General features: G+C 67.0%; 8 protein-coding genes. All 8 read left to right on the plus strand.

Annotation, left to right across the window (positions count from 1 at the left end; genetic code table 11):
- The first annotated feature begins 28 nt into the window (after nt 1-28).
- The 8 genes from Q7V45_RS23810 (at nt 29) to Q7V45_RS23845 (ending at nt 12,370) form a co-directional block, all read left to right on the plus strand.
- Nucleotides 29-2,563, plus strand: a complete 2,535-nt coding sequence (locus tag Q7V45_RS23810; protein ID WP_304856815.1) for a hybrid sensor histidine kinase/response regulator — start codon at nt 29-31, stop codon at nt 2,561-2,563.
- Nucleotides 2,560-4,890 (plus strand): ATP-binding protein, encoded by a 2,331-nt coding sequence (locus tag Q7V45_RS23815; RefSeq protein WP_304856816.1) that lies wholly within the window; start codon nt 2,560-2,562, stop codon nt 4,888-4,890. The genes Q7V45_RS23810 and Q7V45_RS23815 overlap by 4 nt, the downstream gene beginning before the upstream one ends.
- Before the next feature lie 162 nt (nt 4,891-5,052).
- Entirely contained in the window at nt 5,053-5,427 is a 375-nt protein-coding gene (locus Q7V45_RS23820) for a phosphomannose isomerase type II C-terminal cupin domain (protein WP_304856817.1), read from the plus strand.
- 94 nt (nt 5,428-5,521) lie between these two features.
- A complete protein-coding gene (locus tag Q7V45_RS23825; protein WP_304856818.1) occupies nt 5,522-7,420 on the plus strand; it encodes a calcium-binding protein in 1,899 nt (632 codons plus the stop codon).
- Nucleotides 7,421-7,479: 59 nt separating this feature from the next.
- A complete protein-coding gene (locus Q7V45_RS23830; protein ID WP_304856819.1) occupies nt 7,480-8,040 on the plus strand; it encodes an NUDIX hydrolase in 561 nt (186 codons plus the stop codon).
- Between the two features lie 68 nt (nt 8,041-8,108).
- The gene (locus Q7V45_RS23835; protein WP_304856820.1) at nt 8,109-9,503 is read left to right on the plus strand and encodes a sigma-54 dependent transcriptional regulator; all 1,395 of its coding nucleotides are present in this window, start codon (nt 8,109-8,111) and stop codon (nt 9,501-9,503) included.
- 201 nt (nt 9,504-9,704) lie between these two features.
- On the plus strand, nt 9,705-11,108 hold the full coding sequence (locus Q7V45_RS23840; protein WP_304856821.1) for a nucleotide sugar dehydrogenase: 1,404 nt from the start codon (nt 9,705-9,707) through the stop codon (nt 11,106-11,108).
- A gap of 26 nt (nt 11,109-11,134) precedes the next feature.
- The gene (locus tag Q7V45_RS23845) at nt 11,135-12,370 is read left to right on the plus strand and encodes an HlyD family secretion protein (protein ID WP_304856822.1); all 1,236 of its coding nucleotides are present in this window, start codon (nt 11,135-11,137) and stop codon (nt 12,368-12,370) included.
- Nucleotides 12,371-12,374 lie beyond the last annotated feature (4 nt).

A 12,374-nucleotide genomic window follows, 5' to 3' on the forward strand; every position in this document is an offset into this window, starting at 1 on the left:
GCTCGAAGCTCCCATTGGACAAGGACAGATGACTGGACCAGCCGCAGCCAGCCCTGCGTTTCGTCACCGGATGAGCCCGCGCGGCCGCGTGGCGATCGCCGGAGGCGTCCTGACGGTCTGCCTCGTGGTGCTGGGCGCAACCCTGATGCTGTGGCAGTCCCGCAAGACCACGATCGAGGAGTGGAAGTCCAATCTCTCCAATCTGTCGACGATCCTGGCAGCCTCGATCAACCAGACCATGAAGGCCGCCGACCTGGTCCTCACGAGCATCAGCGACCGCGTGCATGATGCCGACATCGCCAACGAAGACGAGCTGCGGCGCGAGATGGGCACGCGGGAAATCTTCGACATGCTGCGCAACAAGGCGAGCAGCGTGCCCCAGGTCGACGTGGCCACCATCGTCGCGCTGAACGGCGACGTCATCAGTTTCACGCGATCCTATCCGCCGCCCCGGATCAACCTGGCGGACCGTGACTACTTCAAGGCCCACATGGCCGATCCCAGGCTCGACGTCTTTCTCAGCGTCCCGGTCAAGAACCGGGGAACCGGTACATGGACCTTCTATCTCGCCCGCAAGATCCGCAGCCGCACCGGAGAGGTGCTGGGGCTGGTCCTGACGGGCATCGAGAGCAGCTTCTTCCAGGATTTCTTCAAGGCGGTGAACATCAGCGAAGAGAGCGCGATCTCCCTGTTCCGCAGCGACGGCATCCTGCTCGCCCGCTTTCCGACACGGGAAGATCTGATCGGCAAGTCGTTTCGCGAGCAGGCCGCGTTCCGCGACATCATCGGGCGCGGCAATGAAGCCGGCGCCATCGTCACAAGCGGACCGCGCCTCGCCGACAACTCGGCGAGCCAGATGCGGATCGTCGCGCCGCGCACGCTGAAGGATTACCCGCTGGTCGTGAACGTGACGGCGACCGAGGGGCTGATCCTCCAACACTGGTACACCACGGCGTGGTTCGTCGGCCTCGGGACCGCTCTGTTCTCGCTGCTGCTGCTCGGCCTGACCGGCTGGATCGCGACGCTTCTGACCCGCCAGGAGGCGACCATGGCCGACCTCAGGCGAGCCCGCGGCCACGCCGAGGAAGCGACGCAGGCAAAAACCGACTTTCTCGCGATGATGAGCCACGAAATCCGCACGCCGATGAACGCCGTCATCGGCATGTCGAACCTGCTGGCCGATACCCCGCTCGCGCAAACGCAGAAGCGCTACGTTCGCATCATCGAGGATTCGGCGGCCCACCTGCTCCAGATCATCAACGACATTCTCGACTTCTCGCGCCTCGAGGCCAGGCGCCTCACGGTCGAGAAATCGGACTTCGACCTGCATCGCCTGGCCGAGAGCGCCATCGATATCGCCCGCGGCCTGCCGGGCGCCGAGCGGGTCGACATCGCGATGGCGTTTGCCGGGAACATCCCGACCTTCGTCTCGGGGGACAGCGACCGGCTGAACCAGATCTTCCTGAATCTGCTGGGCAATGCCGTGAAGTACACCGAGCGGGGCGCCATCACCCTGTCGGCCACGGTCGTCGACCACGACGCCGCGACCCTGCGAGTCCGCTTCTCCGTCACGGACACGGGTGTTGGCATCGCGCCTGAGGTCCAGGGCCGGCTGTTCCAGCCGTTCGAACAGGGAGACCTCCGTCTGGCGCGGCGGAAGGGCGGCACCGGCCTGGGGCTGGCGATCTGCAAGCGGCTGGTCGATCTCATGGGGGGGGAGATCGGTGTCGTGAGCGATTTCGGGCAAGGCTCGACCTTCTGGTTCGAGCTTCCGTTCGGTCGGGCGAGCGGTCCTGCGGATGGCGCCAGGAGCGTGCCGGCGGCCCGGACTCATGTCCGCAGAAGTCTCAGAATTCTGGTGGCCGAAGACACGCCGGCCAACCAGATCGTCGCGCGCGCCATGCTCGAGAAGCTTGGCCATCGCGTGCAGATCGTGTCCGACGGCGGCGAAGCGGTGGCCGCGGCGCGTAACGGGGCCTTCGACCTGATCCTGATGGACGTCCAGATGCCGGGCATGGATGGCTACGAGGCGACCCGGCGCATAAGAAGCCTCGGTGCCCCGGTGGCGGCGATTCCGATCGTCGCGCTTACCGCGTTTGCCCAGCTGAGTGATCGGGAGAAGGCCATTGCCGTGGGGATGAGCGACCACATCAGCAAGCCGATTCGCGTCGACGAGCTCGACGCGGCGATCGAGCGAAACGTGATGCCCGGCGGCGACGTCGCTCCGATGGCAGCCGATGGGCTGGACCGAACCGCCCTCGACGAGCTGCACGATGCGGTCGGCCCGGAGGCATTCAGCCGGTTGATCGACGCCTTCATGCGGGACGCCACCCAGTCCCTCGACGAACTGCGCGCCGCCGGGAGCGACCCAGCCCGGTCGCGCAAGGCCGCCCATCGCCTTGCCGGCCTGTTCGGCCAGTTCGGCGCCACGGAGGCCGCCGATGCCGCCGTCGCGGTCGAGCGCGCCAGCGACGACCAAGTGCGGGCACAGACGGATGTTCTCCTGTCCGCCGGCGACGCTGCCGTCCGGGCGGTCCGTTCGAACCGACCCGGCGCCGCATGAGCGACGCGAACAAATCCCCGGGCGGACAGGTCGACGTCCAGCCCGAGCCGGTGTCCGCGCCGCAAGCCTTGCCGCAGGACGGTGCGCTGTTGCTCGCGGCCCTCGAAGCCTTGCCCGACGGGTTCGTGCTGTTCGACGCCGACGACCGCATCGCCCTGTACAACGAGCGTTATCGCGAGCTGTATCGCGACAGTGCCGACTTGATGGCCATCGGCACCTCCTACGAGCACGGACTTCGGGAAGGCGTGCGGCGAGGCCAGTATCCGGAGGCACTGGGCCGCGAAGAGGCGTGGATAGCGGAGCGGCTGCGCCAGCATCGCGATCCGCAGGGGCCGATCGAACAGCGCACGGCGGGCGGGCGCTGGGTGCGGATTCTCGAACGCCGGACGCCCACGGGCGAGACGGTCGGCCTGCGTGTCGACATCACCGGGATCAAGGAACGCGAAGAGGCGCTGCAGCGGAGCGAAGAGCGGCTGCGCGCGATCATGGATGCCACCCCGGACTGCATATTCTGCGTCGACGGGACGGGCCGGGCCGTGGACGTCAATCAAGCGGTCGAAACCGTGCTCGGCTACCGGCGCGACGATATCATCGGCCGCAGGCCGGTCGACATCGTGATCCCCGAGCGCTTCCGACCCGGCCTCGAAGTGGGGCTGCGGCGTTACGTCGAGGCCGGCGAGGTGCCCGACGGCAAGGCCCGCCACGAAATGAGGGCGGTGCGGGCCGACGGCAGCGAGTTCTTCTGCGAGGTCACCATCGCGGCCGCGCGATCGTCGGGACGGCATATGATCGTTGCGTGCCTGCGCGACGTCACTACGCGCAAGCAGCGGGAATACGAGCTTCGTCAGGCCAAGGAAGCCGCCGAGATCGCCGACCGCGCCAAGTCGGATTTCATCGCCCGCATGAGCCACGAGATCCGCACGCCGATGAACGCCGTCATCGGCCTGTCGAGCCTGCTGGTTCACACGCCGCTGGATGCCGTGCAGAAGCAGCACGTCGACATGATCGAGAAGTCGGCGACCCATCTCCTCGCGCTGATCAACGACATCCTCGACTTCTCCCGCCTCGATGCCGGGCGTTCGGATCTCGAGGTCCGTCCTCTCGACGTGCAGGACCTCGTGCAGGGCGCCGTCGCGGTGACGCGCAGTCTGCCCGGCGCCGCCGGGCTCGGGATCACCTCGAAACTGGCGCCCGACGTCCCGACGCGACTGGAAGGCGATGCGCGACGGTTGAACCAGATTCTGCTCAACCTGCTGGGGAACGCGGTGAAGTTCACCGATGGCGGCGCCGTGACCCTGTCCTGCAGACTGGTCGAGCGGCGCGCCGGCTCGGTTCGCCTGCGTTTCGCGGTGGAGGATACCGGGATCGGTATCTCGCCCGAGATGCGAAGCCGCCTGTTCCTGCCGTTCGAGCAAGGCGCAGAGGCCGCCGCCCGGCAGGCCGGTGGCACCGGGTTGGGACTGGCGATCTGCCGGCAACTCGTCGAAAGCATGGGCGGCATCATCGGCGTCGACAGTACCCCCGGTGCGGGTTCGACATTCTGGTTCGAACTCGACTTCGATGTCGCCGCCACCGACGTTGCGGCGACTGCCCTCCCGGGCATCCGCGTGCACAGGCAACTTGCGGTTCTGGTGGCGGAGGATGTGCCGTCACATCAGATCCTGGTCCGGGCGCTGCTGGAGAAGATGGGCCATCGCGTGGAGATCGTGGTCGACGGTTCCGCCGCGCTCACCGCCGCGAAGACCGGCCGCTTCGATCTCGTGATGATGAACGTCCGGATGCCGCTCATGGACGGGCTGGCGGCGAGCCGGGCGATCCGCGGCCTCGAAGGGCCGACGGCTGCGGTGCCCATCATCGCGCTGACGGCATTCGGCCAACCCGAGGACAAGGCACGCGCCCTTGCGGCCGGAGCCGACGACTGTCTTGCCAAGCCGATACGCCCGCTCGAGCTTGCGGCTGTCATCGAGCGCATGTCGGGACGGACAATGCCGGTCTTGCCGGCGGTGGAGGAAGACATGGATCGCGTCGCCCTTGAGGAGTTGCGTCAGTCAGTGGGGGAGGAGGCCTTTGCCAGGCTTCTGGTGCGGTTTCGGCAGGACGCCGATGAATCGCTGGGCGAAGTTGAGGCTGCAGCGCAGGCGTGCGACCCAGCGCGCCTGCGCAAGGCCGCTCATCGACTGGCCGGCCTGTTCGGTCAGTTCGGTGCGACAGGTGCAGCCGAGGACGCCGCTGCCGTGGAACTGGCCTCCGACGATGACATCGCTCGGCACGTGACGGTCCTGCTCACGAGCGGCCGACGGGCGCTTGCCGCGATGGAACGGCCATAGCGCTTCGCAATTCGCGAAGACCGGGCGGCCCCGTTGCAAAACGCGATGGCCGAATTCCGGGGTGCTCCGCCAATTGTCGTTTGTTTTCAACGTGCTGACGACTTGCGGTCCGCTGGCCTGGCGGTTGCAGTTTGGCACCTCGCCACATCTCGCGAGGACACCATGCAATCCAGCACCGTTGAACATCGCTCCATCGCCACGCCGGTCGTGCGGCCCTGGGGAGCCTACGAATCGATTGCCGCCGATCCTGGATACCAGGTCAAGCGGATCGTCGTCGCCCCGGGCGGCAGCCTTTCGCGCCAGCGCCATGCGCGGCGCGCCGAGCACTGGGTCGTGGTCCAGGGCACCGCGATCGTCGAGGTCGACGGCGCGGAGCGTGAACTGCACCCGGACCAGTCCGTCTACATTCCATTGCGGGCGATCCATCGCTTGACCAATCCCACGGACCGGCCGCTCGTGCTGATCGAGGTCCAGTGCGGTGACTATGTCGGCGAAGACGACATCGAGCGCTTCGACGACGTCTACGGCCGGGTCTGATCTGGCCCTCGGCCATCGCCCCATCCGTTCCTGAACCGCGCGCGTTCCTCTCGGGGCGGGAAAATGGCGCGCGCCCTTTAGAAAGAGATAGATTTTGTCTGAGTTCATGCAGAGCCCCGTCGTCGGGACGATAAAGGACGACACCCTGCGAGGAGGCTCGATCGACGAGCTGTTCCTCGCCCGACAGGGCAACGACACGGTCCATGCCGGTGGCGGCAACGATGTCGCCTATGGCGGCCGCGGCAACGATATGCTGTCGGGCCAGACCGGCAACGACGTCCTGTACGGCGGCGGCTCCGGCCCCTCCATCGCCAAACTCGACCGCCTGGTGGTCGATCAGGACTACAAGGGCGCGGTCATATTCAATGGTGAGACCGCGGGCTACCTGAACACGCTCGGCTGGTACAAGGTCGTCGACGGCAAGATCGCCGACGTCCAGGTGCTGTGGGCGAACGCCAGCCTCAAGGGCAGCGGCGGCAATCTGTCCTCGGGTGACAGCAAGCCGCTCGACCTGCGGGCCGGCGACCAGATCGGCTTCTTCGTCGTGTCCAACGGCGCGTCGCAGAACGACTTTTCGAAGATGGCCAACGGTCGCTTCGAATTCCGCGATGCCGACGGCAAGGTCGCAACGCTGACCTCGGTCAATCCCAAGGTCTGGTTCGTCGGTGACGACGGCAAGGCGGTCCAGGTCAAGGGCGACTCTTATCACAGCGCCGCCTACGCCAAGACGCTTCCGCTGAACAATGACGGCCTCCTGCACACGGTCGGCACGGTCGATGCCGCCAAGGGCGTCGTCGTCATCGGCTTCGAGGATCTCAAGGGCGGCGGCGACCGCGACTTCGACGACTCGGTCATCACGATCGACATCGGCACCGCCAACGTGAAGGTCCTGAACGCGCACGGCAAGACGGGGGCGCCGGACGGCGATTCGCAGTCGGCGGGGAGCGGTTTGGCCAAGCCCTATGTGCCGGGTACGGAAAACGACAACATTTCCGGTGGAGACGGCGACGACACGCTCTACGGGCGTGCCGGCGACGACAAGCTCCAGGGCGATGCCGGAAATGACACGCTCTACGGCGGCACCGGCGACGACACAGCCTTCGGCGGGGCGGGCAACGACAAGGTCTATGGCGAGGCCGGCAACGATACGCTTTATGGCGACATCGGCGACGACCTGCTCGACGGCGGGTCGGGCGACGACGTGCTGAGCGGCGGCACGGGCAACGACAGGCTCCAGGGCGGTGACGGCAAGGACAAGCTCCTGGGCGAAGACGGCAACGATGTGTTGTCCGGCGGGGCGGGCGATGACTCGCTCGATGGCGGCGCGGGCAACGACAGCCTCGACGGCGGGTCGGGCGACGACGTGCTGAGCGGCGGCACGGGCGACGACAAGCTCGTGGGCGGCGACGGCAAAGACGCGTTGAGCGGCGGCGAAGGCAACGACAGCCTGTCGGGTGGTGCCGGCAATGACGTGCTCGATGGCGGCAACGGCACGGACAAGCTCGACGGCGGGACGGGCGACGACAAGCTGGCCGGCGGCAATGGCAACGACACGCTGTCGGGCGGCTCCGGCAACGATGCCCTCGACGGCGGTGCCGGCAACGACACGCTGGATGGCGGCACCGGCAATGACCGGCTGGTCGGCGGCTCGGGAACGGACACGCTCAAGGGCGGCAGCGGGGACGACGTGCTGATCGGCGGCGAGGGCAAGGATTCGCTTTCGGGCGGCGCCGGAAACGACACGTTCGTCTTCCTGCCGGCCGACAGCAAGTCCCCCGGCGACCTGATCAACGACTTCGAATTCGGTCGTGATCGCATCGACGTTTCGGCCTATGCGCTGGAGAACGGGATGAAGGACATCTCCTTCGTCATGGCCGACAACGGTCTGCATGTCGTGCTCGACATGGGCAACGATCAGTTCGTCGACATTGCCACCCTGAAGGGCTCGCAGGATCTGCTGGCGCAGATCGGCTACGAAAGCTTCATCGTCTGATCTGAGACTCGCCCGGCAGCGACCTGCGCTGCCGGGCTTTCTCCGCAAGGGAACATCTCATGTGTGCCGATACCGCCTGGCGCGTCCTCGATCGTTCGCTGGCCTTCGATGCCGGTCCGCGCCTGTCGGTGTGGCGCGAACGGGTCCTGCTGCCCGACGGGCGCGAGATCGACGACTATTTCCAGGTCGCCCTGCCGGATTTCGTCGTCCTGGTCGCGCTGACCGGCGACGACAGCGCCGTAATGCTGCGCGGCTACAAGCACGGTGCGAGGCGCCGGTGCCTTACATTCCCGGGCGGCCTGCTCGAGCCCGGCGAGGATCCCGAAGCGGCCGCGCGCCGCGAGCTGCGCGAGGAGACCGGCTTCGAGTGCGGCGAGATCGTATCGCTGGGCTCGTTCGTCGTGAACGGCAATCAGCGCTGCGCCAAAGCCCACATGTTCTATGGCACCGGGGCGCGCCTGACCGGCACCCCGACCGAAACCGACCTCGAGGGCGCCCGGCGCCTTCTGTTGCCCTTCGACCAGCTTGCCCTGCATGTCGGCCACGACGGCTTTGATCTTATGCCGCATGCGACGGCTCTCGGCCTTGCGGTCATGCATCGCGCTCGCCAAACCGTGTAACGGACCCGCTGGCCTGCTCCGCCGCAATCTACTAACTAGAAGGAATGAAAACAGGGGAAGAGAGCCCCATGCTCAACGCGCGTGGCCGGGTCCTGATCGTCGAGGATGCGCCGGCCTTGGCCGAGACCTACGCCGAGTATCTCAAGAGCGAGAATTGCAGCGTTGAGATCTTCGGCAACGGCAAGCTGGCACTCGCCGCCATTACCGTGCTGCCTCCCGATGTTCTGGTTCTGGATGTCAATCTTCCCGACATGAACGGAATAGACCTGCTGCGCGAGGTACGCAGCCGGGGATTGCCGACCGAGGTCGTGATCGTGACCGGACAGGCCTCTGTCCGGCTGGCGGTCGAATCAATGAAGGAAGGCGCGCTCGACTTCCTGACCAAGCCCTTCAGTGCCGACCGTCTGCGCATCACCGTGCGAAACGCCCTGCAGCGTCGCAAGCTCGAATCGCAGGTCGCCGCCATCCAGGAGGAGACGGGGCGCGACCGCTTCTGCAGCTTCATCGGCCAGTCGATGGTCATGCAGTCGATCTATCGCATTCTGCAGAACGCTGCCGCGAGCAAGGCGACCGTGTTCGTGACCGGCGAGAGCGGCACCGGCAAGGAACTGTGCGCCGACGCCCTGCACAAACTCAGCCGAAGACGCGAGAAGCCCTTCGTCGCCATCAACTGCGCGGCCATCCCGCGCGACCTGCTGGAGAGCGAGGTATTCGGCCACGCCAAAGGCTCCTTCACCGGGGCCACCGCCGACCGCGCCGGCGCCGCACTGCAGGCCAGTGGCGGCACGCTGTTCCTCGACGAGATCTGCGAGATGGATCTCGGTCTGCAGGCCAAGATGCTGCGATTCCTCCAGACCGGCACCGTACAACGCGTCGGGGAGGACAAGCCCCGCCCGGTCGACGTGCGCATCGTCTGTGCCACCAATCGCGATCCCCAGGCGGAAGTTGCGGCCGGACGCTTCCGCGAGGACCTCTTCTATCGCCTCAATGTCATCCCGGTCGATCTCCCGCCGCTACGCGAGCGCGACCATGACGTGCTGCTGATCGCCCGGCATTTCCTGCGGCAGTTCTCCGTCGAGGATGGCAAGAAGTTCACCGCCTTCTCGCCGGCCGTCGAGGCGGTGCTGCTCGGCTATGGCTGGCCGGGCAACGTTCGCGAACTGCAGAACACGGTCCGCAACGTCGTGGTGCTGAACGAAGGCGAAACCGTGGAAATCGACATGCTTCCGCGCTCTTTCCAGGGGGGCGTCGGAGGCGTGTCGGTGACGGGCGCGCGATCCATCGCGCCGCCGCTTCCGGAAGCGTCGATGCCCATCGAACCTCTCGATGCGATCGTGCGCCGGACCATCGAGCGCGCCATCGCACAATGCGACGGCAACATCCCCAAGGCGGCGGCTGCGCTGCAGGTCAGCCCCTCGACCCTCTATCGTCGAATCCAGGCCTGGCAGGCCGACCTGGCCTGACCTTCGCGCGGCGCGATTTGCAACCTGCGAAGCGCGACGCGCCGGCCGGCCCGCCGCGATTTGCAAATCGCGACGGACACGCCAAGCGTCGAATTCGTAACCCATTGAATTAGCGTCGTTTTCTCCAGTTGGCACGGTTGGCACGCGTCTTGGGAAGGGGTTGGCACAGGCCAATGCCGGCCACCTTCTTGGAGAAACGCCATGCTTTACGAGACCCGCACCTTCACCACCCTCAATTCCGCCGTGTCGACCGCCGACGAAGCGCTCACGCTCCCGGCGATCTCGATCGTCGGCCTCGGTTACGTTGGCGCCGTGTCGGTCGCCTGCTTCGCCCAGCTGGGCCATCGCGTCGTCGGCATCGACCTTGACCTGAGCAAGGTCGAACAGATCGCCGCCGGTTCCTCGCCGATCGTCGAAGCCGGTCTCGGCGAAGCACTGACCGATGGCGTCGCCGACGATCTCATCACCGCCCACACCAATGCGCTCGATGGCGTGCTCGAGACCGACATCACGTTCGTCTGCGTCGGCACCCCCAGCCGCGCGGACGGCACCGTCGATCTCTCGGCTCTCAAGGCCGTCGCCGGCGAGATCGGCAGCGCGCTCGCCCTCAAGAGCGACTACCATCTGGTCGTCGTGCGCAGCACCGTGCCGGCCGGCACGACCCGCCGCATCGTGCTGCCCGAGATCGAGCGTATGTCGGGCAAGCGCTGCGGCCGCGACTTCGGCCTGTGCTTCCATCCCGAGTTCCTCCGCGAGGGCGTGGCCATCGCCGACTTCTACGCGCCGCCCAAGACGGTGATCGGCGAACACGACGAGCGCAGCGGCGAGATGCTGGCCCGCGTCTACCGCTCCATCGAGGCGCCGCTGCTGCGCACCTCGATCGAGGCGGCCGAGATGGTCAAGTACGTCGACAACACCTGGCATGCCGTGAAGGTCGCGTTCGCCAACGAGATCGGCAAGATCTGCCAGTCGGCCGACGTCGACAGCCACAAGGTCATGGACATCTTCGTGCAGGACCGGAAGCTGAACCTCTCGCCGTACTATCTCAAGCCCGGCTTCGCCTTCGGCGGCTCGTGCCTGCCCAAGGACGTGCGGGCCATCACCGGCCTCGCCCATGCCAACGGCGTCGAGGTGCCGCTGATCGACAGCCTGCTGCGGTCCAACGACTCGCACATCGACCACGCCTTCCGCCTGATTGCCGAGACCGGCGCGAAGCGGGTCGGCCTGCTGGGCGTGACCTTCAAGGACGGCACCGACGACCTGCGCGAGAGCCCGCAGATCGACCTGCTCGGCCGCCTGATCGATGCCGGCTACAAGGTCCTGGCGCATGACCGCAACGTCAACACGGCGGGCGTCCGCCTGGCGGGTGGCTATCTCAAGGCCGCGAATCCCGCGACCCGGGTTGCGCTGCAGGTCCTGCCGGACCTGCTGACCGACACGGCCGGCGAGCTGGTCGACGCCTGCGACGTGATCGTCGTGTCGCATGGCACGCCCGACTTCATCGCCGCCCTCGAGGCGCGTCATCCCGACAGCACCGTCATCGACCTGGTCCGCCTTCCGGCGGCCGTCCAGGAGCAGCCGGGCTATCGCGGGGTCTGCTGGTAAGCCGTTAGAGCCGCAGGATCGGTGCCATGTCCAAGCCGACCACCAATAAGCGCAGCCTGGTCCGTCGCATGACGATGGGCCTGCTGTGGGCGATCGCCGGCGGTGCCGCGATCGTCTACGGCGGTGCCCTGGTCTACGCCAACGTGGTGCGGCTCGAGGTCGACGCCGCCGTCATCGCCGGCGCCGTGGAGCCCATCCGCGCGCCGTCGGACGGGGTGATGCTGGGCGTCGGCATCAAGCCCGGCAGCATGGTGGCGAACGGTGGCCAGCTGGCAAAGATCCACGATCCCGAGATCGAGCGCCAGGTGTCGCTCGCCAGCGTCCAGCTCGAACGGGCGCGTCATGCGCTCCGACAGCATGAGGCGCATCTCGTTTCCGAGAAGGCCAAGCGTGACGATACGCTGATCATCACGCAGGCCGAGCTCAAGACGGTGCAGGCCGAGATCGCCTCGCTCGAGGAACAGCTCGTCACCGCCAAGGCGCGGGTCGAACGCGTCGGCGGGCTGTTCGCGCAGGGATTCGCCGCCCGCCAGAAGCTGGAAGACCATACCAATCAGCACGCCATCCTCAATGCACAGCTCAAGCGCGCGCGCATCGTCGAGGAGCAGCGCCGCGCCCTCGTCGCCTCGGCGGCGGCGGGCCGCTTCTTCGATGGCAATCGCATCACCGGGAAGCTCGCCGAATTGGAAGCCGCCGTGCAGCGTGCGCGCGCCGAAATCGACGTGGCCACCGAGGAGCTGCGCGTGTGGCAGGAGCGGCGCGCCGCCGCCGTCGTCACCGCAACGGGGGATGGCCGCATCATGCGCGTGCTCCACGGTGAAGGCAGTGCCGTCCGGGCCGGCGACACGGTCGCGGTCTATGAGCGCAAAGGTGAGCGTACGATCAACGCCTTCCTGACCCAGAACGAAGTCCTGCGCGTCAGCGTCGGCGATGCCGCGACCATCTACATTCCCGCGCTGCGCCTGCGCCTGCCCGCGCACATCGTCGCCATCGACCGCGCCGCCGGGTTTCTCGACGATGTCGAGAGCCGCTACACCTGGCGCCAGGCGCGCGACAGTGGCGTGCGACAGGGCGACCTGGACCGTACGGCGCGCGCGGTCCTGCGCCTGGACAACGACCAGGCCGAGCGGCTGCGTGACGAACTCGAGCCCGGTACGCCGGCCGTGGTTTCCTTCCAGCGTCGCTCGCTCGACACGGTGCTGGGCGACTTCCGCACGGTGGCGCATGGGCCCGCCGATCAACCGGCGGAGAAGCGGCTGTGAACGC

Source organism: Reyranella sp., assembly GCF_030651995.1.
Lineage (GTDB): Bacteria > Pseudomonadota > Alphaproteobacteria > Reyranellales > Reyranellaceae > Reyranella.

Excerpts from the sequence above, each read along its gene's own strand:
- Q7V45_RS23845 (WP_304856822.1), top strand. The coding sequence starts at position 11,135 with ATGTCCAAGCCGACCACCAATAAGCGCAGCCTGGTCCGTCGCATGACG.
- Q7V45_RS23835 (WP_304856820.1), top strand. The coding sequence starts at position 8,109 with ATGCTCAACGCGCGTGGCCGGGTCCTGATCGTCGAGGATGCGCCGGCC.
- Q7V45_RS23820 (WP_304856817.1), top strand. The coding sequence starts at position 5,053 with ATGCAATCCAGCACCGTTGAACATCGCTCCATCGCCACGCCGGTCGTG.
- Q7V45_RS23815 (WP_304856816.1), top strand. The coding sequence starts at position 2,560 with ATGAGCGACGCGAACAAATCCCCGGGCGGACAGGTCGACGTCCAGCCC.
- Q7V45_RS23830 (WP_304856819.1), top strand. The coding sequence starts at position 7,480 with ATGTGTGCCGATACCGCCTGGCGCGTCCTCGATCGTTCGCTGGCCTTC.
- Q7V45_RS23810 (WP_304856815.1), top strand. The coding sequence starts at position 29 with ATGACTGGACCAGCCGCAGCCAGCCCTGCGTTTCGTCACCGGATGAGC.
- Q7V45_RS23840 (WP_304856821.1), top strand. The coding sequence starts at position 9,705 with ATGCTTTACGAGACCCGCACCTTCACCACCCTCAATTCCGCCGTGTCG.